The sequence below is a fragment of the Neobacillus niacini genome (genome assembly GCF_031456445.1).
Classification (GTDB): Bacteria; Bacillota; Bacilli; order Bacillales; family Cytobacillaceae; genus Neobacillus; species Neobacillus niacini_I.
On record NZ_JAVDUQ010000040.1, the window covers coordinates 1 to 23,437 of the forward strand.

Sequence of the window (23,437 nt, forward strand, 5' to 3'; positions counted from 1 at the left end):
GCCAAATTTAATGGCCTTAGCCCGATAGAATATCGAGCTAAGGCCATTGCCTAATTTTATTTTTTTATACTGTCTACTTGACAGGGTGCAGTTCATCTAAGGCTTCGCTTTTTGTTTTACAATTTTTTATCGTCAACTGAATTCAACCATTTTTTAATTTCGCCAATTACAGATTCGACACAGCCATCTTGAAATGGTGAAATTAAATTGGCGGCTTCAACAAGCTTTGTAAAGGACATGCTCCCGCCAAGCTTACAAAGCTTCACATAATCTCTCCATGCCTCTTCTTGATTCTCTCTGGAGCGTTTCCAGAATTGGAAGGCACAAATTTGGGCAAGAGTATAATCAATATAATAAAAAGGTGAATTATAAATATGTCCCTGACGCTGCCAAAAGCCGCCATTTTCTAAATACTCGTTGCTATCATAATCCTTATGCGGCAGGTATTTTTTCTCAATCTCACGCCACTTGAGCTTCCGTTCTTTTGGAGAGGCTTCCGGATTTTCATATATCCAATGCTGGAATTCATCAACAGATACACCATATGGCAAGAACAATAGGGCCTCACTTAAATGGGCAAATTTATATTTTTCGGTATCTTCTTTAAAGAACAGGTCCATCCATGGCCATGTGAAAAATTCCATACTCATCGAATGAATTTCAGCTGCTTCATAGGTTGACCAGTAGTATTCAGGTATTTCAAAATGGCGGCTGGAATAAACCTGGAAGGCATGACCGGCTTCATGTGTCAAAACATCAATATCACCGGAAGTCCCATTAAAATTTGAAAAAATAAACGGCGCTTTATAATTTTCAATATAGGTACAATACCCGCCGCCGGCTTTACCCTTTTTCGCAACAAGGTCCATCAAATTATTTTCCCGCATGAATTCGAAAAAGGCGCCAGTTTCCCCTGAAAGATCCTCATACATCTTTTGACCATTGTCAATAATCCAATCCGGATTCCCTTTTGGAATGGCGTTTCCTGTCTTAAAGACAAATCCTTCATCATAATATTTTAAATGATCAAGGCCAATTCTCTCAGCCTGCCTTGTTTTTAATTTTGTCGCAATCGGAACGATGAAATCTTTGACTTGAGCACGGAAATTTGCGACCATTTCAGCATTGTAATCCGTTCTCATCATACGGTAGTAGCCAAGCTCAACGAAATTTTTAAACCTAAGTTTTTGGGCAATTTCTGTTCTCACTTTCACAAGATCGTCATAAATTCGATCCAGTTCAGCCTCATGCTCAGCCAAGAAATTAAATTTTGCAATGGTAGCCCGCTTTCTCATCTCTCGATCGGTTACCTGTGTAAACGGCTCTAATTGGGCAAGCGTTCTCTCCTCACCTTCAAAGTCAATTTTCGCTGAGGCAAGAAGTTTTGTATATTCGGTGGAAAGACGATTTTCTTTTTGAAGTAAGGGAACAATTTCGGGTTTAAAGGTTTTCAACTGTCCTTCGGCTAGTGCAAAAAGCTGGATTCCCCATTTTTTCTCTAATTCGTTGCGGAACTTGGAGTCGACAAGTGCCTGGTAATATTGATTCACCAATCCCTCAATTTCAGGCTGGATTTCATCCATGTAATCTTGCTCTGTTTTATAAAATTCATCATTCGTATCGACCGAATGACGAATATAACAAAGGTTGAACATCGTTCCTAGATCATTTCTTAGTTTATTTATTTCATTCATCGCCGCTAATTGCGCTTCAATTGCCGAGGCATTTTTAAAACGGTCAATCGCAAATTGAAAATTTTTCTTCACTTCATCTAAGTTTGGACGTTGATATGTATAGTTTTCAAAGCTCATTTTTGCAACCCCTTTATCTTTATTCTAACCTTCTTGTTGTTTTCGACACTACTCATTCATATTCCTCTTAAAAAAAAATACGACCATTTGGCCGTATTAAAATTTTCCTGCCGGTAATCCGAGTTTTTTTAATAATTCAATGGCTTCCGCCTTTTCATCTGCTGTTAGACTTGACATTAAGGTATGAATATTTTCAGCGTGTTCAGGGAAAATCTCTTCAATAAAACTTTTTCCTTTATCGGTAATTTGAGCATAGGTAACCCTTCTGTCATTTGGGCAGGCAATTCGTTTTAACAATCCTTTTTGTTCCAGTTTATCTACTACATAGGTAATACTGCCGCTGGCAAGGAGGATTTTTCCGCCAATTTGCTGCATCGGCTGATCGCCTTTATGATATAAAAGCTCCAGGACTGCAAATTCAGTCGGATTAAGTCCACTCGCCTGAATGCCTTTATTTACATGTTCATTAATCGCTTTATATGCTCTTGAAAGGACTATGAACAGCTTTAAAGATTGAGAAATAGCTTCATTTTCCATTTAAAACTCATCCTTTTTATTTATTTAAAAACGGTAAAACCAAATTTACTATTATCTCGATTTCAAAGTTATTATAAAAAACTTTTCAAAATGTGTCAATTTAATCCGAAGGAGGAATTTTGCTGATAAGTGACGTAACGCAAATAATATTCCTATTTTTTTTAAAGCAGGAATATTTTCTCAAAAAGTGGAACAAATGATATAATGGTTTAGGTCAACATATCGATTTTTGAGGTACTCACATGAAAATTCTCAAGGGCAACTTTTATTTATATCTTATTATAGTAGTTCTTCCTGTTATCTTTATAGGTTCCTATTATTATTCTAACATTCTAAAAGAACATAACCTAGAAGGAAAAGAGCATGCACGATGGGTCGCAACCATTTATCAAAAAAGCTGGGATCAGTTTATTGGTGAGACGACCACTAGTTTAGACATTCTTTCTCTTTCGGTTAAAGGGAATTTAGGAACCCCTGAAAAAGTAGAACCCTTACTTAAGGAAATTAACGATAAAGATCTTAGGTATGGAGGCTTGTATCTACTTGATAAAAATGGAAAAGTGCTGACAGGTTCGGAATTACGAAAATACACAGTGGATTTTTCGCGGCAAAAATATATCCAAGATGTAATGAAGACAAAGGATACGATTATTTCAAATCATCAAGAAATAACCCCAAATAAGCAGCGGATATTGGGATTAGCCACACCAGTTCTGGATAAAAACCATCAGGTAATGGCCATACTCGTCGCTCATTTACGGATTGATTATATGCAAAACCTTATGAAAGTCCTTACCCCAAAAGCAAAACTGATTGTGGTGAACGGTGATAACAAACCAATCGTAAAACTGAATATCAAGGATTCGAATATAAAAGATGAAAATAATTGGATTACCTGGCCAATGGACCGATTACCTTGGAATATCAATGTAAAAATTGCAAATCGAAATCTAAAAGATATTATAGTAGAATTTAGTGAAAAACTTTTTATCATCCTTGTCATCACGCATGTACTATTTTTACTAATTGAATACATTCTTTTAAGAAAGCACACGGTTAAAGAGCGGAAACAAAACGAGGTACAAAAACTGGAACTGGTCGGGACCTTAGCCGCAAGTACTGCTCACGAAATCCGTAATCCCTTAACGGGTGTGAAAGGACTTATGCAACTCTTAGGAGAAAAATATACAGCACCGGAAGACCAATATTATTTTAAAGTTATTGACTCAGAATTAAACCGGATCAATGAAATTGTTAGCGAGTTTTTAATTCTTGGGAAACCGACTGCCCAGTTAACTGATAAAGTTAATATTGCTGAAACACTGTTAGAGCTTAAACCGTTGATTATTTCGGAAGGGAATTTATGCAATGTGGATTGTACTTGGCAAATTCCTTCGAATCCAGTTATGGTTCAGTGTGTTAAAGATCAAATCAAACAGGTTGTGTTAAATATTGCAAAAAATGCGTTTGAATCTATGGAAAGTTCGGGAAAATTAGAAATTATTCTTCAAAGTAATCCACAGGTTTGCCAACTTGAAATTATTGATAATGGGAAAGGAATGACTAAGGAAGAGTTGGATAAAATCTTCCGGCCCTTTTATACATCAAAGGAAACTGGAACTGGACTTGGCTTGGTTGTCTGTAAAAGGATTATCCAATCTTTTGGCGGAAAAATAAAAATTCAGAGTGCTGCCGGAGAAGGCACAAAAGTAGCAATTACCTTACCGGTTGTAAAAAATACTTGATAAAGCACAATTCATGGCTTCTTGAATATGTTTGTCCTTCATCCACCTGATGAAGGGCATTTTTTCTGTTTATATGATTAGAAATTATACCTATGGAAATTACCACTATATGTATATTTTTTCACAAGAGAGTGTAAAAAAGAGGGTGAAACAATAGGATTAACTTGATGAGGTTTAGCTGATTTTCTCTTTTATAGTGGATGGAGAAAGCTTATCGTTTTGACAGCAATCAATAAATGTTTTAGCTAAATTAATTGCATTATCCATGGACTGCATTAGATCAGAACAATAAAAAGGGTGATTCCAATCAAAAGCGCCTTCATAATTAGATGGATAAATGCTTACTTTCCAATGATAATATCCTTTTGGCTGCTGAATGGTTTCACCTTGGATGCCAACTAACCAATGCGTGGTTGGCGAATCGATTTGTTGAATTCCAGACTCTTTTAAGGCCATCATGTCATTTAATCCAATTGGTATTAATGCCTTTTGATAAAAATCACGATAATTTTGGGTTTGCAAAATGATTAACCTCCCATTTCTTTGACTACCTTTATTATATGATAGTTTTTACGTTTAATTGCGTAAAAGTATTAAAATTTTTCGAAAATTGAATACATTTTCATAAAATTGTCAAAATAAAAACATGCTTTTTAAAAAAATCAACTAGTTTGTTGCTTTTAGAGAAGTGGTTGATTTCCACTCCAGGATGCTCGCTTTCCGCCCGCGGAAAGCGAAGTGCCTGGAGCGGAAATCAACAGGCAAATTTAACAGAGCCTTTTTGTAAAAAGAAAAATCCCCCCTATACAAAGTAGGAGGAATTAAATATAAATGGTTTAAGAAAACCCTTGAACCTTCTGACTCGGCGAATGCCGAGAGTCTATTTTTTCTACAGGAGGATCATGTGACCTATATCACAACATTTCATCCCTATTCTTTCTATACTAAAAATAATTGAAATTAAAGAGGTGACTTTAATGAGTGGCTGTATGAGTGGTTTTGGCGGAATGCCTCAAGCTGAATTAAGCAAAGGATTAAAACAGCTAAAGGGGGAGCATCCTCCATTATTAGAACAATTAGATGGATTGTTTAATTTAACAAAGAAAATTGAAGAAGACGAAGATATTGAACAGAGTTTTCCACTATTAATTACAAAAGTAAAGGAATTCAAAGCCGAGCTTGGCCCCCATTCTGAACGAGAAGAAGGAGTCCTTTTTCCGATGATGGGAGCATATATCGGAACAACCTCCGGTCCGATTGCCGTAATGGAATACGAACATGATCAGGCAAAATCAAAAATAGCTGCTTTCCTTGAAAAAGCAGAAAATGACCAGCTTTCAACTGAAGAAAAGAAAAATTTAGCCGACCTAATCAAAAATGCATATTTAATCTTAACCGAACATTTTTCAAAAGAAGAAAATGTGCTGTTCCCTATGGCTGAAAGAATGCTAACAGATGAAGAAAAGGAAGAGTTATTTACTAAGATTCAGGAGATTAAATAAAAGATGGGCACAGCCCATCCTTGTTTCGAAATAATTAATAAAAAAAGGTACTGACCATTTATTAATGATCAATACCTTTTTTTATTACGCTAACCTAAACACAATTCCATGTCCGCCTTTTGGATATTCCCATTTAATATTTTCGTGTGGGCAGCCAATTCGGCAGCTGCCGCATTCGTGGCAGCCTTCATATCCTACCTGCATTCTTGTTCCTTCCCACTTGTAAACTTCGGCTGGGCAAAATACTGTACAAAGCTTATCCGGGCAATTGGTCATGCAAACATCATGATCAAGCACGGTTAAGTGTGATTTCGTGTCGCACTTAAATCTTAGAAGATATTGTTTTTCCTCAAGAGTTGTCGTTGACATTATTTCACCGCCTTCCAAACACGATAAATATCAGTAAGCACTCTGAAAGTTCCTCTTCCGTCTGTAAAACTTTTCATAATTTGTTTTTGTTTATCACGTTTAGGTGTACCATCAACAGTAAAGAATTTACCCATTGCTTTGGTTAGCATTGGAGCGTATTCTTTAAAATATTGTGGATATGACTCAAATGTATGAGGTGCATCTTTGTATTTATCTAAGTCCTTCATGATAAAACTATTGTTAAGAGCTTCTCGGTAATGGTTTAAGCTGGATTCGCTAAAGTCCCCGCGTTTCTTTGCCTGAATAATGGTTTCTGCAGCCAGTTTTCCAGAGTGCATGGCCAGATTTGAACCTTCACCGTGCATCGCATTAACAAGCGATGCTGCGTCGCCAACAACAACGACACCATTTCCAACTACCTTTTGTACTGAACGGTATCCCCCTTCAGGGATTAGGTGGGCAAGATACTCTGCAGATTCCCCGCCTTCAATCAAAGGTTTAATCGTTGGATGATTTTTTAATTGATCCAATAAATCATATGGCTTTAATTTATCTTTGATCATTGCGGCAAGTGTAGTACCGACCCCAATATTTATGCTATCTTGATTCGTATAAAGGAATGCAGCGCCAAAATTTCCTTTTGTCGATTCACCAAAAATTTCAATCGCTACACCTTGGTTTTCTGCAATGTTAAACCGTTCGTTAATTTTTTCTTTTGGCATATTAATAACTTCCATGGCACATAAAGCAACATGTTCCGGCGGATGTTCTTTCCGGAAGCCTAGTTGTTTAGCTAAAAGGGAGTTTACTCCATCGGCTAATACGACTACGTCTGCATATAGGTCCCCGTCGGGACGGTCTGTACGAACTCCAACAACCTTACCGTTTTCTACAATACATTCTGTGACCACTGTTTCATTAACTAGCAATGCTCCTGCTTCCACTGCTTTATTCGCAAACCATTGGTCGAATTTGGCTCTTTGAACGGTAAAACTATTGTAAGGTTCTACACCCCATTCCATACCTTTATACCCTATTTGAATAGCTGATTCCTCACCTAACACCCAATACCTGTGGTCAACAACTGGACGTTCAAGAGGGGCTTCCTTCCAAAATTCAGGAACCAGATCCCTTAATTGTTTGCTGAATAAGACGCCGCCCATAACATTCTTGCTGCCAGGATATTCTCCTCTTTCAAGAATCAATACATTCAAACCGTTTCTTGCGCAAACCAGTGCACAAGCTGAGCCTGCTGGACCTGCTCCAACGATGATTACATCAAATTTCTCAGACATAGCTCATTGCACCGTCCTTCTGAACCTGTTTAAAATGCTCAATTAATTTTGGCAATATTTCCATAGCATCTCCGACTATTCCATAGGTTGCTACGTCGAAAATAGGTGCTTTCGGATCCTTATTAATGGCGATAATGGTATCCGAGTTTTTCATCCCAACCACGTGCTGGATGGCACCTGACACTGCTACTGCAAAGAAAATTTTCGGTGTAACCGTTTCACCCGTCTGACCAATTTGAAGGTAATGTGGAAGCCAGCCAGCTTCAACAACATCCCTCGTTCCACCGACACTCGCACCAATTGTTTCGGCAAATTCATGAATCAGCTGGAAGCTTTTCTCATCCCCCATCCCTTTACCACCGCATACAATGACGTGAGCATCCGCTAAATTCGCCTTTTTTGTGACATCATTCACAATTTGTAGTACTTTCGTACGCATATCTTCTTCTTTAAGGGTGATTTGTTCTTCAATAACCTTCCCTATTCTGCCTGCAACTGGTTCCAATGCCTTCATGACTTTTGGACGAACTGTTGCCATTTGCGGCCGATGTTTCTTACAAAGAATTGTAGCCATTATATTACCGCCGAAAGCAGGACGGCTTGCTTCCAATAGCCGGTTATCCAAATCGATATCAAGCATAGTCGTATCTGCGGTTAAACCGGTATTTAAATCGGTCGCTACTGCACTAGCTAAATCTTTTCCATTAGGTGTCGCCCCATAAAGAATGATTTCAGGCTTATACTTTTCGGCAAGCATGTCTACACCCTTCATATAAGACTCTGTACGGTAATCCTTTAATACAGGATGATCAATGATATATATTTCATCTGCACCATATTCAATAACTTTGGTTGCCAGTGATTTAATGCCTTGTCCAAGTAAAAATCCTCCCAGCGGAACTTGCAGCTTATCAGCTAATTTCCTGCCGGCACCTAACAACTCTAGAGAAACTCCTTCGATTTTCCCATCATTTTGTTCGATAAAGACCCAAACTCCACGATATTCCTCAAGACTCATTTAAATCCCTCCCTGCGAAAAAAATAATGGTTTATTTCGATGACTGGATGGCGAACAGATCTTTTTTCTCCATTAAGACTCCCATGAGCTGTTTCACTTGCTCATCTGCTGAGCCTTCGAGCTGTTTCACTCCACCTTCAGGTCTTGGAGGGGTAAACATTTTTCCTACAACCGTTGGGGAACCCTTTAGACCGAGTTGTGTGCGCTCTACATTTTCCAGATCATTTACTGTCCAAATAATGGATTCATATCTTGCTGCTTTCAACATGTTTGGCATTGGTGCATATTCGATTTCATTAATTTCCTTTTCAACCGTGAGCAGGCATGGCATATCTGCCTGAATTAATTCATATCCGCTGGATAGCTTTCTTCTTAATAAAACAGTCTTTTCTTTTAAATTCACTTCCGATACTTCGATTACATTTGTAATTGGAGGGATATCCATCCTTCTTGCAATCCCGGGACCAACCTGCCCGGTATCTCCATCAATTGCGTGTTTACCGCAAATAACCATATCAACTGGGAGATCCTTGCTGATTCGTTCCAATGCTTTCGACAATGCATAACTAGTTGCAAGTGTATCCGCACCTGCAAACGCACGGTCAGATATTAGATAGCCCCTATCTGCCCCAATTTCAATACTTTTTTTAATGACCTCTGTCGCTTGAGGTGGTCCCATGGATAACACAGAAATGGTACCGCCGGTTTTCTCTTTAATCTTTACAGCTACCTGTACAGCATGAGCATCGTAAGGATTTAGGATGGCTGGTGCGCTGCGGCGGTCGAGTGTGTTGGTTTTGGGATTAATTTTAATAATTTTTGTATCAGGTACTTGTTTGACACAGACGACAATATGCATGTAGGACTTTCCCTCCTCCATAATATCTGATAATTGAAAGCGATTGCCTTCAGATAAAAAATGCTTTTGATTACGAAATTGAATCGCAACTTAAGCATAGTACTAAACTTAGAAAGTTCTCTTTTTTTTCCTTACTTGTTAATTTTAGTATAATTTCAAAAGCGAGTGTATGAACCTTTCTTGAACTTTTGAATAGATTTCAATACATGTGAGCTTTTCTTGATGTTAGTTAATACGGAACTTGAGAATGAAAGGGAATGGAAAAAATCTAGAAGATTATGTAGAAAGAACGTGATGTAAAGTTTTTGAATCTCTTTAATATAACTATATGAAATATTCTGATATAAACAATGATAAAAATCACATTACTGTCTTAAATTAAAGATTTTCAATTTTAACTTTGAGAAACGAAAAAAATGGAGTTCTCAGGGCTGGTTTAATGATTGGAAGTATTCTTTCTGCGTAGCCAATAAAGTTGAAACGAGGAATTTAATTAATTGGCTTTCAAAATGCGCCGGAAGGCCTTTTTGTTGCGTTATTACTAATCAATCAAAAGATGGGTAATTTTAAGGCCTTCATCCTTGCGACGTTAACGGGGGGTAATTGAAAAAGTAAGCTTGGTAATTGGATTTTACCTGACTGTGAATTATAGAAATTTTTTAATAATCGTAATGGCATCCACACTCCTATCCATTCTTTTTAAAAACCCGCAATCACCTTTGGCCATACTAGTAATATTGTTTGTTTAAAGGAAGTCTTTACTTCCTCTTGTTTATTAGAAGTTTGGCTTGCAGCTTTCTGATACTCATAGATTAATTCATCAAGTTCTTGGCTATATTTGATTGTCTCTTCACATGTAAATCCTTTTTTATTTGCGCAATCCATCATGTGTTCTCTTTTTACTTTAATTTCTGCTAACATATCTGAACAACTACTACCGTGCTCGTACAATTTCATCCTTCTCCTTACTAATCACTGTAATCCAAAATAGGCTACTTGATGAATTATACAAGAATTTGTCACAAAGTAAACCATATCGCAAAACTAGACAAAACATTATAATTATTCCATTTATTCGACACAGTTTTTTAGTTTTGAAGATTAATAATATAAATTTAGTAAGAAGGACCGGCAGAATCTGCCGGTCCTTCTTACTTATTTAAATTATTGATTTACTTCTTCTTTTTCATAAATTGGCACCCAGCCTTCGGTTGTCACAAATATACGGACAGCAACGACTTTCCGATCGTCTTCAAGGGTAAAGTAGTGTCTTGTATTCTCCGGAACGGAAATTAAATCTCCTGGATTTAAATGAACTTCAAAAAACTCGCCATCTTTTCCTTGGATTACGAATATGCCATGTCCACTTACGATAAAACGAACCTCGTCATCTGTATGATGGTGCTCTTGTTTAAAGTTATTTAAAAGAACATCAAGGTTTGGGGTGGTATCTGATAAAGAGATTACATCCTGTGCTTGATAACCTCTTCTTGCTGATATATCAGCAATTTCATTGGCAAAAACCGTCAGGATTTCATTTTTTTCTTCATCACCCAGGTTATATTTTGCAACTAAAACCTGCGGTAATTTTGATATATCCCATTGCTCATAAATAACCTCTTGACTCGAAAGGAAGCTTGCGACCTCTTCTTGGTTATGAATTTTTTCTTCCTTATTTTGGAATGTAATATATGCCATTATCAATCTCTCCCTTTAATAAACTAATAATTTTGAGTCCAGCACCTAATCCCTTGAGGTTGCTTCCGCTTTTCTATACAACTTTAAATAACTGATATGGTTTATGCTCTAAAAGTCGTAACTGGTAACGAAACAGAAACTCGGATGCTTCAAGGATTTTCTTCGCTTCAAAAGCTGTTTTTCCCCAAACCGTAATCCCATGATTTCGAATTAAAACAGCACCGGAATCCCCAGAAATGTGCTCAGAAAATTCACGGGCAAGTGTAGGAATATGAGCATAATTATGAATAATCGGTATTTTTAAAACAGCATCTTCTTCCCACATATCAAATGCCTTAATGAGCTCCTGCCCTTTAAATGTCACTTCACCCTGAACACCATACACTTCCGAAATGACATTATTATCAATGGTATGAACATGAAGGCTACATCCGGCACCCGTTTTTCGGTAAATTTCTACATGAAGCAGGGTTTCTGCTGACGGCTTCAAATGAGTTTCCTCAACTGCACGTCCAAATTCATCGACCAGAAGAAAATCCTCATCCGTACGTTTCCGTTTATCCTTGCCGCTGGCCGTAACCAAAAATTGCAGTGGATGATCGCTAACTTTTATCGCAAGGTTTCCACTTGTGCCCATAAACCAATCTCTTTGGGCCAGTTCATCCTTAACATCAGCCAATTCTGACCATCGTTCCTTCAGCATTTCAGTTCACCCACCCCAATTCTTTTTTTTATCTCCTCTATACAATCATAAAATGTTTTAAATCCTCGGTGATTAATTCCCCACTCAACACATTTTTCTTGAAGCAAATCCCTTGCCAGCACAAAATCAGCCTGCTTTGCTGCTTCTAAATCAGTAACAGAGTCCCCAATAACAATTTTGAAACGATCTTCCGCTATGTTCAATTGTCGAATAATGCTCGGCTTACAACAGCCGCAGCGATTATTGCACAGTTCATCACATTCATGCGGCCATAAAATTTTGATTGTTTCACCCGAAAAATCAGATCCATTGCAATAAACTCCATCAAAAGGACCGAACTCATCCAGAATCGGATGAAGAAAAAAGTCGATTCCACCACTGATTATATAGAATGGGATTTTTTCACTGCGGGCAAATTCAACAAATTCTTTGAAACCCGGTCGAATTTTTGCCTTTTCAAGCGCAAAAGCGGTAATTTCATCTTTCCAATCACTAGGCAATAATGAAAATAATTTTCCTACCCCATCACTGATTGATATTTGCTGGGATAAAATTTGATCCTTGATTGCTTCCCATCCCAGGGGGGCAAATCTTTTCATGATGGCAATAATGTTATCACTCTCAGTAACCGTTCCGTCAAAATCACAAAAAATTATCGGTTTGGTCATAAAACCGTTACCTCCGCATTTCCCCATAATTCAAGAGCCTTTTTAAGCTCCGGAAACAATGTAGCACCTTCTGCCAGGGAATCACCTTTTAATTTGGTATCAATTGCCTGCCTAAAAGCTATCCCGCCACCTTTGGCTCCATCTGGATGTCCATGAACACCACCGCCAGCATTGATCACTGAATTTACTCCAAAATCACGAAATAACAGTGGAACTAAACCTGGATGGATTCCGGCAGAAGGAACAGGAAAAGCAGGTTTAAACATATCTTCTTTGGTTAGCTCATCAGCGATGGATAAGGCAAAAGATTTGTCTAATGCCACCGTTCCGTACGGTGATGGGAATAATGACAAGTCTGCACCCGCATATCGTAAAAGCTTTCCAAGTAGTAAGGAATGGGATAGTCCATAATGTGGTGAGGATGTTAACGCCCCACTTACGGCAGGATGTGCCATCAATGGTAATCCAATACCATCATCCTCCCTCAATTCCTGCAGGACATCAAGACCATAAGAAAACACATTAAATAATAAAAGGTCGGCTCCAAGCTCTGCAGCCCTTCTAGCTTTATCCTTAAGCTGGGATGTTCTGCCCGTTAAATTTACCGCATACAAGGTTCTATGCCCTGTCTTTTCATACACCGCTTGTAAGACCTTTTTCCCTTCTGTTATTCTTTTTTCAAATGGTGTTAATTCATTTTCAAAAAGAATCTCATCATCCTTTACCAGGTCTACTCCGCCAAGTGCTTGCTGTTTCAATTGTTCTGCTAAAAATACCAGGTCTTTTCCCAATACCCCTTTAAAGATGCTCATCAATAGCGGGCGATCTTGGACACCTACTTTTTCGCGAATGCCTTCAATTCCAAATCTTGGCCCTGGAAACAGTTTTTTTAATTCTTGACCAAATTCTAAATCAAGAAGTTTAATCTTTCCGTCTAATGAAAGTTTTCCAAAAACAGTCGTTAAAATTGCCGGCAAATCATTGGAGAAATTAACGGTTGGGTAGGCAATCCGAATAATTGACGGCTCATCTTTATCTGAAAGGAAGTCTTCAATGGACACCACCCTGCCCTTATGTTTGCGCAATTGATTTTTTTCAAGTTCAGGCAAATTCGTCCAAGATCCCACCGTTAATCCTAGTGCGATTTCCTCCGCTTTTTTTTCCGGATTTTTTCCCCCATGTAGGAGGTATGTAGCAATGATTTCAGTCATAGATGTTCGTACTTCCTTTCGCTGTATAAATAAAAAACCTCTTCAAAAAAGAAGAGGTTAGCATTCAAAACTACCATCTTCTCATCTTTCAGCTATTTGCTGCAAGATTTAGCACCGTGCTTACACTTTGTGTAAGTCGGTTGCCGGGCTTCATAGGGCTGGTCCCTCCGCCTGCTCTTGATAAGAAAACATTCGTTATATTCACTTATATTCGTTGCTTAACTTTATAATGGATTATCCCAAGAAAAAAAAAGTCTGTCAACTATTTTTTGAAAATTTCCAAAGAACTTATTCTTCTGACAGCTTCTTTCAGTCTTTCCTCGTCTGCTAATAAACCAACACGAACATACCCTTCACCAAAGCTGCCAAAGCCAATCCCGGGAGCAACCATAATATGGGCTTGTTCGAGAAGAAGATTGGCAAATTCTTCTGAGGTAAATCCATTTGGAACTTTTAACCATGCAAAAAAGGATCCTTTCGGCGCCGTTACATCCCAGCCAATTGATCGAAGTCCGTCAATTAAAATATTCCTTCTTCGTTCATAAAGCCGGTTTTGCTCCCTTACACAATCCTGTGGTCCTGTTAATGCTTCCGCGGCCGCTTCCTGTACGGCACCAAACAGACTGACATATAAGTGATCCTGCAAAAGTTCAATTGCAGAAACGACACTTTCATTTCCGACCGCAAAGCCAACACGCCAGCCCGCCATATTATAAGTTTTGGATAGAGTGTAAATTTCAATCCCAATCTCTTTTGCCCCATTCGTCTGTAAAAAGCTTAAAGGTTTTTGACCGTCAAAGCCAACTGCCCCATATGCAAAATCATGGACAACACAAAGATTATGCTCCTTAGCAAGCTTAACAGTATCGGCAAAAAACTCCTCTGTTGCTGCCGCTCCAGTAGGATTATTGGGATAGTTAAGAAACATTAGTTTTGCATTCGTTAAAATTTCTTGTGATAATTCATCATAATCAGGTAAAAAATGATTCTTTTCCCTGAGCGGCATTGTAACCATTACAGCCTGAGCGAGGGCTACACCAGACCAATAATCAGGATAACCCGGGTCAGGGACAAGGATCGTATCGCCGGGATTTAGCAGGCATAAAGGCAATTCTACTAAACCGGCTTTTCCGCCAAATAAAATCGCGATTTCTTTGTCGGGATCAACAGAAACACCATATTCCCTTTGATAGAACTCTGCTGCCGCCTTCTTCAAATATCGATAACCTTGAAATGGCGAATATTTATGATTTAATGGTTTCTCTGCGGCTTCTTTTAGTTTTTCCACAATATGTTTTGGGGTAGGCTGATCAGGGTTGCCCTGACCTAAATTAATCACATCATGACCCGCTTTAATGTACTGAACCACTTTTTTAACTAATGACGCGAAAAATTGTTTCGGTAGATTTTCTAAAAGATTTGATGGTGGAAATGTGTTCAAGGGTTCTCACCTACTTAAAAAGTAAATTTATATTGAAATTCTAGTCACATATGATATAACTTTTATAACGGCTTGTAAAGTAAAAATTCAGATTTTTGAAGAAAGAGAACCTGAATATTACAAATAAATTTTAAAATTATTGACACTATTAATATATTACTGTTATTATTTCAACAGATTGAATAAATCGAAAATTTGATTTTCTCTTATCACGAGCTGGCTGAGGGATTTGGCCCTTTGAAGCCCAGCAACCGACCGTAATTCCATTGTAAAATGGGGCGCATCTGCGCCGGGTTTCCCCCATAAGGCACGGTGCTAATTCCTACAGAAAGAAAACTTTCTGAGAGATAAGAGGTGCGAAGAACAAATGTCCTTTAGCCTCTTTCAGATGAGAAAGAGGCTTTTTTCGTATTGTAAAGAAAAAGCCTCTCTAAGAACTAGGAGGAAGAAATCATGAGCATTTTAAATCTAGAAGCATACCAGCCTTTAACAGAAACTACTGCAACCCAGCTTGCTTTAGAGCTAAAAATATTTGATGAAGAGTCCCAATTATCCTGCAAGGAAATTGGCGATGGAAATCTAAATCTAGTTTTTCATCTTGCAGAACAAAAAAGCGGTAAAAGTATTATTATTAAGCAAGCACTCCCTTACGCAAAAGTGGTCGGAGAAAGCTGGCCGCTGACGATAAAAAGAGCAAAAATCGAAGCGGATGCTTTAAAAATATTTGGCCGAATAGCGCCAGCCTACGTCCCCGAAGTTTATTATACAAACGATATTTTAGCCGTAACCGTAATGGAAGACCTTTCCCATCTTTCCATTGCAAGAACAGGTTTTATTAATGGGGAAACTTACCCTTTCATTTCAAAGCATCTTGGTGAATATCTTGCGAAAACTTTATTCTATACCTCGGATTATGCGTTAGGGCCTGCTGCAAAAAAGGAAAATGTGCAAAAATTTATTAACCCGGAACTTTGTAATATAACAGAGGACCTGATTTTTACTGATCCATATTTTGATGCCGAGACGAATGAATTCGAAGAGGGCTTGCGAGCTGATGTAGAATCCATTTGGAAAGATGATGAATTAATCTTTCATGTTTCTGTATTGAAAAAATGCTTTTTAACAGAAGCTGAGGTTCTTCTTCATGGTGATTTACATACGGGAAGCATGTTTGCAAATCACTCTGAAACAAAAGTAATTGATCCAGAATTTGCGTATTATGGTCCAGCCGGATTTGATATTGGCCAGGTTTTTGCAAATCTACTCTTCCAAGTAATAGTTAACGACGAAAATCGCCATTTATTTATTCACCATGTTGAGACAGTTTGGAATGTTTTTAATGAGGAATTCAGCCGCCTTTGGGAAGCGGAAAATAAAGAAAAATTAGTCAAAACACATTTATTTTTGAATCATGTCGTCTCAAAATATTTTGAAGATGCCCTAGGGTTTACCGGTTGTGAATTGATCAGAAGAACGATCGGACTTGCCCATGTAGCTGATTTAGACCGAATTGAAGATGAAAACATCAGATTAACTGCAAAAAGAAAATCATTAGAATTGGGGAAAATACTCATTAAACAGCGGAAAGAGATAAAAGGGCTATCTGAATTTATCACTGCTGTGAAAGAAATGATTGAATAGAAAAAGCAATCTGCCCGGATTGCTTTTTCTGTTTGACTTCAGCCCATATTTAAAACACTTCCTAATCTGGGAAGTGTTTTGTTTTAGCACGATTAAGAATTTACTAAGAATGGAAGGGTAATGGTGAAGGTGGTTCCCTTCCCTATTTCACTTTCAATGTGGATGGCTCCCTGATGCTCTTCAATAATCCGGTAACTCACCATTAACCCAAGGCCAGTACCCCGTTCCTTCGTTGTATAAAAAGGTTCACCTAGTTTTTTTATTTTTTCTTTCGGAATTCCCATCCCTTCATCCCGAATAGAAATCCGAATTTGGTTATTTTTTGTTTGGTTGATTTTAATTAAAACAATACCGCCTTCCGGCATTACTTCAATAGCATTTTTGATGATATTGATAAAAACCTTTTTTAATTGATTCGGTTCACAAAAAATAAGCGGAAGGTTGTTCTCATAGTTCGTCATAAACTGTACATTATGCAGAACTGCTTGCGCATTCAAAAGGTCAACCGTTTCCTTCATAATTCGTTTGATATCCTTTTCTTGATATCGTATTGCCTGCGGCTTTGCTAAAATCAAAAACTCATTAATGATAGAATCAATGCGCTGCAATTCTGAAGTAATAACTTGATAATACAATTCATGTTCTGATCTAATACTGCCCTCAAGCAATTGAATAAATCCTTTTAAAGCCGTCATTGGATTACGAATTTCATGCGCAATCCCGGCAGCAAGCTCACCTATTACGTTTAACGTATCCGATTTACGAAGCTGTTCTTGTATTTCCATCTTTTCAGTAATCTCTTTAATAACCGTAAAATTTAATCCTTCTACAATCTCCCATTTCGATGAATAGTCAAAATATCTTTTTTGACCTTCTTCCGTTTCAATGATAATCGTTGAAGAATGCTTTCCTTTGCCCATTACATGTTCAATATGTTTGATGATTTCTTTGTTTTTCTCGGTTTCACCGAGTAATCCAAAAAGATGTTTGCCAATAAGAAGGTCTTTAGAAAGGCCAAACATTTCTTCGGCACTGCTATTAAGATCGACAATCTGAAACTGGTTATTCCATAATAGGAGCCCATCCATCGAGTCCTCAAAAATTCTTCTAAACTTCCGTTCACTTTTTTTAATTTTCCTTAATTCTTCAAGAAATGGATGTTTCGGGGTAATTGTATTCCCAACGTGGTTATTTCTATTTTCTTCTTTATGTATATTACCCTCTTCATTTAAAGGTAAAGCGTCTTTTTGCTGAACTTGCTTTTCCACGTATCGCACCCCACGACTTCCAAAAATGTTGCTCCACTCATCATATAATAAATTTATATATTCTACATTATAGAACAAAACTCCTCTCCTGTACCCCAAATCTCTATAAAAAAAGGCAAAACGCTTAGCGTTTTGCCTTTCTTCGCTTATAACATAGGGTTTTCATGCTTTGCTTTTACTCGCAGCCATCTTTTTTCTACTTCAGCTTCAAATTCTTCTAAAATTGGTTTGTTTTCTTCTTTTAATAGGTGCTTTGTTTTACCCATATATTTAAGCCAATCAGCAAGTGGAATCCGTTTGTTTTTCTCTTCAGGATTATAGGTAATATTGGTAACACCCTGTTCAACCTCATAAAGCGGGAAGAAACAGGAATTTACAGCCGCTTCTACAATGGCAGTACCGTACCGATCGTCTGATTTCCAGTTTAATGGACAGGTAATTAAAATTTTTCCATAAACAGTACCAACATTTTGGGCATACCACTGTGCTTTTGCTCCCTTTTTAATCAAATCTTGCGGGAATGCTTCAGAGCCTGTAAACACATATGGAATATTTGTGGCAGCCATGATTTGAGCGGTATCCTTATGATGGAAGCCTTTCCCGCGCTGTGCTTTTCCTACTCCGGAGGTACTAGTCATATGACCTAATGGGGTAGAATAAGACATTTGCGACCCAGTATTCATGTAGCCTTCATTATCATATTCAAGCATGATCAGTTTATGGCCGCGAAGGGCGGTTCCAATTGCAGAGCCCATCCCGATATCCATACCGCCATCGCCGGTAATCATGACAAATGTAACGTCATCGGATACTTGAATTTCCCCACGACGTTTCAATTCCATAAAGGCTTCGACCGTCCCCGAAAGTGTAGCCGGACCGTTCTGGAATAGATTGTGCATCATGGTTTGTTTATGCGAACTATGCGGGTACGCAGTAGTCGTAACATAAGCACAGCCAGTTTGGAAAAGGGTGACGATATCGCCTTCAATTCCTTTGAAGAATAGTTCAAGACCCGCGAAAATTCCACAGCCTGGGCAGGCGCCATGACCGGATGCAATTCGTTTCGGTTTACCGGTTAAGGCTCGGAGCGGCGGGATTTTAACCTTTAACTTATTTGTCTCTTCATCCATTTTTACTTCTATTAATCCCGATTTATAGACATCCCCATGCTGAGGTGTAATAACCGGCTTAAGGATCTTTTCAGGGTTACCCGGAACATGGCCATAGTAACCAAATGGCTCCTCAGCATAGCCTTTTTCCATTGCATCAATCGTTAAGTTGAAGAACTCCTGTGCATCACTGGCATAGAAATCTTTCCCGCCAAGTCCGAACACACGGCTTAATACAATGGTTTGGTTTGCTTTATCGTCTTGAAGAGCAGACTTAACTTCATGTGTTAAGTTTGGTCCATTTGCACCATATGAATCGGCACGTTCGCCAACTAATAAGGCTTTCACATTTTTAAGTGCTTCGCGTATTTCTTTTGCTGGGAATGGGCGAATGATATTTGGACTGATTACACCGGCTTTGATTCCTTTTGCCCGCAATTGGTCAACAACATCCTTTGCCGATTCTGCAGCAGAGTTTAATAGGAATAAGGCAACCTCAGCATCTTCCATTTTATATAAATCAAGAACAGGATATTCTCTTCCGGATAATTTTGCATATTCCGCTGCAACTTCTTTAAAGACTTCACCCGCATTGTACAATGCTTCTGATTGCTGGAAATGATTATTCATCAAATCCTGCCCATTCATGTGGGCTCCAATGGTAACCGGTTTCTGAGGATCCCTGATAAAATTATAATCAGTAGGACACTCCCCAACAAATTGTTGAACGATGCGGCGGTCCTTAAAGTATTCTACTCTGCGCTTTTGATGAGAAGTGAAAAAGCCATCATAGGCAACAATAACCGGCAGGCGGACTTTAGAATGTTCCGCAATTTTAAGAGCGATAATATTCATATCATAAACAGCCTGCGGGGTTTTCGCTGTTAAAATGACCCAGCCAATATTCAACCCATAATATAAATCTGAATGATCGCCTCTGATATCAAGCGGCCCGCTGACGGCACGAGTCACAAGGTTCATCACCATTGGGAAGCGTGTTCCGGCTTGAACCGGAAGCTGCTCGATCATATAAAGGAATCCATTTGCACTTGTCGCATTGAATACCCTGGCACCTGTTGCCGCGGCACCGTAACAAATTCCCGCTGACCCGTGCTCACCATCTGCCGGGATTAATTTGACATCATGCTCCCCGCGTGTTTTCATTTGGTCTAAAAATTGCGCTACTTCTGTTGATGGTGTGATTGGGAAATAGCCCATAATATGATAGTTGATTTGTGCAGCAGCCATCGCCGCCATTTCATTTCCGGATTCAAACGTTGATACTTGTTCCGCGCTTTTATTTATTAATACTTCATCTTCTAAAATTGCCATTAGTAACTACCCCCTGCTACATAAGGAAAGTTTTGCTTAACGCGGTTGGCATCTGCATAACCAATCATTTCACGAAGGTCACCCAGCGCTTCTGTAGGACATACTTCAACACATTTTAGGCAGCCTTTGCAATATTGATAGTCAATTCCTTTCAGGAACATTTGCTTTCTGCCCCGTTTATCTTCTCCCTCTTCCCATACAAAACAATAATCTGGACAAACATTGTCACAGGCTGCACAGTCAATACATTTATCCCGGTTAAATTCCGGAAGAAATCCTTGTCTGGAGCCGCTTAAGTCTTTTAAAATACTATTTCCTTGAGTAATGACAGCGCCGCCTATTTCTTGGGTCATATATCCCAGAAGCGGTTGTGGACGGGAAAATGCTTTACCTTCTGCCCCATCCGGCACTTGATAGGTTTTGAATTGCACATCTTCATAACCGCGATTAAACGTACGAATATTCGGTTCTACAAGATGTGGATATTTTTTTTCAAACGTTCTTCGGATTACCTCCCGCATCGAATTTGGGTCTAAGAAATCACATATTCGATAAAGAGCTCCAAGCATCGCAGTATTGACCTTTGTTTTTTCCTCCACGGCAATGGTTAAGGCATCAACGATGGCAAGCGTACCATATTCAAGTTTTAAATCTTTTTTTACCTCATCAAAATCTCTTGCTGTGTTTACTAATACGATTCCATCAGCGTTTAAGCCGCTGACAACATTAATGGTTTTGTATAATGCTTCATGGAAAACTCCTACTACGTGCGGCTGTTCGATTGGACTATGGTCCCTAATTTGAACTTCCGGCTCACAAAAGCGGATAAAGCTTTTCACTGGAGAGCCCTTTTTCTCTGATCCATAGGATGAAAAGTTAGAGCCATTTAAGCCAAGACCTAATACTCCAGCCTCAGCAAGCATTTTCCCCGCTAAGTTTGCACCTAATCCCCCAATGGATTCCAAACGGATTTCAAAAAATCCCAAATCATTTTTCTTCGGCAATACCGACATACTAGAATCCCCTCCTACTATAAGAAATACAGCTAAGTGTCCTTTTTTAAAAAAAGTAGATTAACTTCCCCAAAAGTATTGTAAGGCAAGCGCGTATAAAAAATCTGTGATAAATGTTATACCTATAGGATTTTTTTATAACACTTTAGAATTTCCATAATAAACCCTTAATAGAAAAAGTTTTAAAGCGTTTTCATAATTATATAACAGATTCGTTTCTGTAGTATAACAGTGTGTATCCTAACTGATTCCAACCCCTTTCACCGGTTTAACATCTATTCTTTTAGCCAAGAATGGGATATAATAAAATGTTATTTATGATAAAGAAAACTCGCCGATTGGCGAGCCCCTTAGGGCGAAGACAGAGGCGTAGTTGCACTTATGCGCAGGAAGAAAGTATAAACTTAGAAAAGTTTATACTTTCTTCCCAGCTAAAAAGGAGAAATCGAATGAAAGTCATTTGTACTACTTTAAATGCCAAGTATATTCATACGAACCTGGCTATTCGTTATTTAAAGGCTTATGCACATCCTGAATTTAATATAAAAATTAAGGAATATACGATAAAAGACCCGGTCATGAATATTGTCACCGACCTTTATCAGCAAAAGCCGGACGTAATTGGATTTAGCTGTTATATTTGGAATATAGAAGAAACAATTAAAGTCGTGAATATGCTTAAAAAAATCGACCCTTCCATCCTCATTGTTTTTGGGGGTCCTGAAGTGTCTTATGATACATCGGAATGGATGGAAAAAATTCCTCAGGTCGATTTTATTGTGATGGGCGAGGGGGAACAAACCTTTAAGCAGCTTCTTTCGGAAATTGAAACGAACAAAAACTATTCGATTGTCCCCGGCATTGCTTACCGGCATGAGGGGCAAGCCGTGATGACACCCCAAATGAATAAGCTTGATTTAAAAGAACTCCCCTCACCCTATCGTTTTCCGGAAGATATCCCGCACCTTGGCAAACGTGTCACCTATATTGAGACAAGCCGTGGTTGTCCATTTAGCTGCCAATTTTGCTTATCCTCTATCGAAGTCGGGGTCCGCTATTTTGAAAGAGAAAAAATTAAAGAGGATATTCGTTATTTAATGGCTAACGGTGCCAAAACGATTAAATTTGTAGACCGTACCTTTAATATCAGCAGAAGTTACGCAATGGAAATGTTCCGCTTTTTGATTGATGAGCATCTTCCTGGGACTGTTTTCCAGTTTGAAATTACCGCAGATATTATGCGACCTGAAGTCATTGATTTTCTCAACCAAGAGGCACCGGAAGGATTATTCCGCTTTGAAATTGGTGTTCAATCCACCAATGATTTTACAAACGAATTGGTAATGCGAAAGCAAAACTTTTCAAAGTTAACTCGAACGGTAACGATGGTGAAAGATGGCGGTAAAATTGACCAGCATCTTGATTTAATTGCCGGTTTGCCGGAAGAAGACTACCATTCCTTCCAAGAAACGTTTAATGATGTTTTTGAATTACGGCCGGAGGAATTGCAGCTAGGATTTTTAAAAATGCTCAGAGGAACCGGAGTTCGGCAACGTGCTGCTGACCATGGATATATTTATATGGACCATTCGCCATATGAAATATTGGGGAATAACGTGCTTTCTTTTGATGACATCGTCAAAATAAAACAGGTGGAAGATGTTTTGGAAAAATATTGGAACGACCATCGTATGGACCTGACGGTAGAATATTTAGTTACAAACGTCTTTTCTTCACCGTTTGATTTCTTCCAACAATTCGGAACCTTCTGGGACGAGCAAGGATGGGGAAGAATCGGTCACCAATTGGAGGACTTATTCCGGAGATTGTATTCCTTCTTAGATCATAACTCGATTAAGGATCTGGATATCGTTATTGGACTGATGAAGTACGACTATTTGATCAACCATAAATATAAACCAAGAAAACCTTGGTGGGAACATAACTTCAATAAAGAGGAACGCGTGAAAATTTATAAGCAAATCGCCGAAGACCCATCTTTATTAGGTCAGTCTTTTATTAATTTGAGGCTTGAGGAAAAAGATTTATTTAAGCATACCATGCTTGAAAAACTTTCTTTTGACCTTAAGGAGTATCTTGCTTCAGGAAGGTTAGTTTTCCATCCATCCTGTTTAGTTGCCTATTTTAACCCGACAAACGAAGAAACGGTGATTTTCTCCTTCAAGGAAAAATAGCCAGAATGCTTCAACCCGGCCT

General features: G+C 38.5%; 20 protein-coding genes and 2 riboswitches. Of the genes, 4 read left to right on the plus strand and 16 right to left on the minus strand.

Annotated elements, in window-relative coordinates; genetic code table 11:
• Positions 1 to 116 precede the first annotated feature (116 nt).
• Both J2Y67_RS23630 and J2Y67_RS23635 read right to left on the minus strand, forming a co-directional pair.
• Positions 117 to 1,811, minus strand: coding sequence for a M3 family oligoendopeptidase (locus J2Y67_RS23630; protein WP_310177902.1), 1,695 nt, complete (start codon positions 1,809 to 1,811; stop codon positions 117 to 119).
• 96 nt (positions 1,812 to 1,907) lie between these two features.
• Positions 1,908 to 2,348 carry a MarR family winged helix-turn-helix transcriptional regulator gene (locus J2Y67_RS23635; protein ID WP_310177904.1) on the minus strand — a complete coding sequence of 147 codons (441 nt, stop codon included), beginning with the start codon at positions 2,346 to 2,348 and terminating at the stop codon, positions 1,908 to 1,910.
• A gap of 242 nt (positions 2,349 to 2,590) precedes the next feature.
• Between J2Y67_RS23635 and J2Y67_RS23640 the strand changes: the two genes are divergently transcribed.
• The gene (locus J2Y67_RS23640; protein ID WP_310177907.1) at positions 2,591 to 4,093 is read left to right on the plus strand and encodes an ATP-binding protein; all 1,503 of its coding nucleotides are present in this window, start codon (positions 2,591 to 2,593) and stop codon (positions 4,091 to 4,093) included.
• 174 nt (positions 4,094 to 4,267) lie between these two features.
• Here the strand turns inward: J2Y67_RS23640 and J2Y67_RS23645 are convergent, their stop codons facing one another.
• Positions 4,268 to 4,615 carry a hypothetical protein gene (locus J2Y67_RS23645; protein ID WP_310177909.1) on the minus strand — a complete coding sequence of 116 codons (348 nt, stop codon included), beginning with the start codon at positions 4,613 to 4,615 and terminating at the stop codon, positions 4,268 to 4,270.
• Positions 4,616 to 5,070: 455 nt separating this feature from the next.
• On the opposite strand from J2Y67_RS23645, the gene J2Y67_RS23650 reads away from it, so the two are divergent.
• Positions 5,071 to 5,595, plus strand: a complete 525-nt coding sequence (locus tag J2Y67_RS23650) for a hemerythrin domain-containing protein (RefSeq protein ID WP_310177911.1) — start codon at positions 5,071 to 5,073, stop codon at positions 5,593 to 5,595.
• 84 nt (positions 5,596 to 5,679) lie between these two features.
• On the opposite strand, the gene J2Y67_RS23655 is transcribed toward J2Y67_RS23650, so the two are convergent.
• The 10 genes from J2Y67_RS23655 to J2Y67_RS23705 form a co-directional block, all read right to left on the minus strand.
• Positions 5,680 to 5,964, minus strand: a complete 285-nt coding sequence (locus J2Y67_RS23655) for a ferredoxin family protein (protein ID WP_310177913.1) — start codon at positions 5,962 to 5,964, stop codon at positions 5,680 to 5,682.
• Complete coding sequence (locus J2Y67_RS23660) at positions 5,964 to 7,259, minus strand: FAD-dependent oxidoreductase (protein ID WP_310177914.1); 1,296 nt, start codon at positions 7,257 to 7,259, stop codon at positions 5,964 to 5,966. The genes J2Y67_RS23655 and J2Y67_RS23660 overlap by 1 nt, the downstream gene beginning before the upstream one ends.
• Positions 7,252 to 8,277 (minus strand): electron transfer flavoprotein subunit alpha/FixB family protein, encoded by a 1,026-nt coding sequence (locus J2Y67_RS23665; RefSeq protein ID WP_310177915.1) that lies wholly within the window; start codon positions 8,275 to 8,277, stop codon positions 7,252 to 7,254. Before J2Y67_RS23665 ends, J2Y67_RS23660 begins: the two co-directional genes overlap by 8 nt.
• A 31-nt stretch (positions 8,278 to 8,308) precedes the next feature.
• Positions 8,309 to 9,136: an electron transfer flavoprotein subunit beta/FixA family protein gene (locus tag J2Y67_RS23670; RefSeq protein ID WP_310177917.1), complete on the minus strand. Its 828-nt coding sequence runs from the start codon at positions 9,134 to 9,136 to the stop codon at positions 8,309 to 8,311.
• 699 nt (positions 9,137 to 9,835) lie between these two features.
• Positions 9,836 to 10,087 carry an aspartyl-phosphate phosphatase Spo0E family protein gene (locus tag J2Y67_RS23680; protein WP_310177919.1) on the minus strand — a complete coding sequence of 84 codons (252 nt, stop codon included), beginning with the start codon at positions 10,085 to 10,087 and terminating at the stop codon, positions 9,836 to 9,838.
• Between the two features lie 213 nt (positions 10,088 to 10,300).
• Entirely contained in the window at positions 10,301 to 10,834 is a 534-nt protein-coding gene (locus tag J2Y67_RS23685) for a 1,2-dihydroxy-3-keto-5-methylthiopentene dioxygenase (protein WP_310177921.1), read from the minus strand.
• A gap of 73 nt (positions 10,835 to 10,907) precedes the next feature.
• Positions 10,908 to 11,537: a methylthioribulose 1-phosphate dehydratase gene (locus J2Y67_RS23690; RefSeq protein ID WP_310177923.1), complete on the minus strand. Its 630-nt coding sequence runs from the start codon at positions 11,535 to 11,537 to the stop codon at positions 10,908 to 10,910.
• On the minus strand, positions 11,531 to 12,205 hold the full coding sequence (locus J2Y67_RS23695) for a 2-hydroxy-3-keto-5-methylthiopentenyl-1-phosphate phosphatase (RefSeq protein WP_310177925.1): 675 nt from the start codon (positions 12,203 to 12,205) through the stop codon (positions 11,531 to 11,533). The genes J2Y67_RS23690 and J2Y67_RS23695 overlap by 7 nt, the downstream gene beginning before the upstream one ends.
• Positions 12,202 to 13,416 (minus strand): 2,3-diketo-5-methylthiopentyl-1-phosphate enolase, encoded by a 1,215-nt coding sequence (mtnW, locus tag J2Y67_RS23700; RefSeq protein ID WP_310177928.1) that lies wholly within the window; start codon positions 13,414 to 13,416, stop codon positions 12,202 to 12,204. Before mtnW ends, J2Y67_RS23695 begins: the two co-directional genes overlap by 4 nt.
• 78 nt (positions 13,417 to 13,494) lie before the next feature.
• A riboswitch (SAM riboswitch) is annotated at positions 13,495 to 13,603 on the minus strand.
• A gap of 75 nt (positions 13,604 to 13,678) precedes the next feature.
• Positions 13,679 to 14,857 (minus strand): pyridoxal phosphate-dependent aminotransferase, encoded by a 1,179-nt coding sequence (locus J2Y67_RS23705; RefSeq protein WP_310177931.1) that lies wholly within the window; start codon positions 14,855 to 14,857, stop codon positions 13,679 to 13,681.
• A 203-nt stretch (positions 14,858 to 15,060) separates the two neighbouring features.
• A riboswitch (SAM riboswitch) is annotated at positions 15,061 to 15,211 on the plus strand.
• A gap of 99 nt (positions 15,212 to 15,310) precedes the next feature.
• Here J2Y67_RS23705 and mtnK point away from each other — a divergent pair.
• A complete protein-coding gene (mtnK, locus tag J2Y67_RS23710; protein ID WP_310177933.1) occupies positions 15,311 to 16,498 on the plus strand; it encodes an S-methyl-5-thioribose kinase in 1,188 nt (395 codons plus the stop codon).
• Between the two features lie 92 nt (positions 16,499 to 16,590).
• Here the strand turns inward: mtnK and J2Y67_RS23715 are convergent, their stop codons facing one another.
• From J2Y67_RS23715 to J2Y67_RS23725, 3 genes are all read right to left on the minus strand, one after another.
• Entirely contained in the window at positions 16,591 to 17,766 is a 1,176-nt protein-coding gene (locus J2Y67_RS23715; RefSeq protein ID WP_310177936.1) for a PAS domain-containing sensor histidine kinase, read from the minus strand.
• 146 nt (positions 17,767 to 17,912) lie between these two features.
• Positions 17,913 to 20,207, minus strand: a complete 2,295-nt coding sequence (locus tag J2Y67_RS23720) for a thiamine pyrophosphate-dependent enzyme (protein ID WP_310177938.1) — start codon at positions 20,205 to 20,207, stop codon at positions 17,913 to 17,915.
• A complete protein-coding gene (locus tag J2Y67_RS23725) occupies positions 20,207 to 21,220 on the minus strand; it encodes a 2-oxoacid:acceptor oxidoreductase family protein (RefSeq protein ID WP_310177939.1) in 1,014 nt (337 codons plus the stop codon). Before J2Y67_RS23725 ends, J2Y67_RS23720 begins: the two co-directional genes overlap by 1 nt.
• A 449-nt stretch (positions 21,221 to 21,669) precedes the next feature.
• Here J2Y67_RS23725 and J2Y67_RS23730 point away from each other — a divergent pair, with 449 nt between their 5' ends.
• Positions 21,670 to 23,415 carry a B12-binding domain-containing radical SAM protein gene (locus J2Y67_RS23730; RefSeq protein ID WP_310177942.1) on the plus strand — a complete coding sequence of 582 codons (1,746 nt, stop codon included), beginning with the start codon at positions 21,670 to 21,672 and terminating at the stop codon, positions 23,413 to 23,415.
• Positions 23,416 to 23,437: the final 22 nt, after the last annotated feature.

Excerpts from the sequence above, each read along its gene's own strand:
- J2Y67_RS23630 (WP_310177902.1), bottom strand. The coding sequence starts at position 1,811 with ATGAGCTTTGAAAACTATACATATCAACGTCCAAACTTAGATGAAGTG.
- J2Y67_RS23635 (WP_310177904.1), bottom strand. The coding sequence starts at position 2,348 with ATGGAAAATGAAGCTATTTCTCAATCTTTAAAGCTGTTCATAGTCCTT.
- J2Y67_RS23640 (WP_310177907.1), top strand. The coding sequence starts at position 2,591 with ATGAAAATTCTCAAGGGCAACTTTTATTTATATCTTATTATAGTAGTT.
- J2Y67_RS23650 (WP_310177911.1), top strand. The coding sequence starts at position 5,071 with ATGAGTGGCTGTATGAGTGGTTTTGGCGGAATGCCTCAAGCTGAATTA.
- J2Y67_RS23655 (WP_310177913.1), bottom strand. The coding sequence starts at position 5,964 with ATGTCAACGACAACTCTTGAGGAAAAACAATATCTTCTAAGATTTAAG.
- J2Y67_RS23660 (WP_310177914.1), bottom strand. The coding sequence starts at position 7,259 with ATGTCTGAGAAATTTGATGTAATCATCGTTGGAGCAGGTCCAGCAGGC.
- J2Y67_RS23665 (WP_310177915.1), bottom strand. The coding sequence starts at position 8,277 with ATGAGTCTTGAGGAATATCGTGGAGTTTGGGTCTTTATCGAACAAAAT.
- J2Y67_RS23670 (WP_310177917.1), bottom strand. The coding sequence starts at position 9,136 with ATGCATATTGTCGTCTGTGTCAAACAAGTACCTGATACAAAAATTATT.
- J2Y67_RS23685 (WP_310177921.1), bottom strand. The coding sequence starts at position 10,834 with ATGGCATATATTACATTCCAAAATAAGGAAGAAAAAATTCATAACCAA.
- J2Y67_RS23690 (WP_310177923.1), bottom strand. The coding sequence starts at position 11,537 with ATGCTGAAGGAACGATGGTCAGAATTGGCTGATGTTAAGGATGAACTG.
- J2Y67_RS23695 (WP_310177925.1), bottom strand. The coding sequence starts at position 12,205 with ATGACCAAACCGATAATTTTTTGTGATTTTGACGGAACGGTTACTGAG.
- mtnW (WP_310177928.1), bottom strand. The coding sequence starts at position 13,416 with ATGACTGAAATCATTGCTACATACCTCCTACATGGGGGAAAAAATCCG.
- mtnK (WP_310177933.1), top strand. The coding sequence starts at position 15,311 with ATGAGCATTTTAAATCTAGAAGCATACCAGCCTTTAACAGAAACTACT.
- J2Y67_RS23720 (WP_310177938.1), bottom strand. The coding sequence starts at position 20,207 with ATGGCAATTTTAGAAGATGAAGTATTAATAAATAAAAGCGCGGAACAA.
- J2Y67_RS23725 (WP_310177939.1), bottom strand. The coding sequence starts at position 21,220 with ATGTCGGTATTGCCGAAGAAAAATGATTTGGGATTTTTTGAAATCCGT.
- J2Y67_RS23730 (WP_310177942.1), top strand. The coding sequence starts at position 21,670 with ATGAAAGTCATTTGTACTACTTTAAATGCCAAGTATATTCATACGAAC.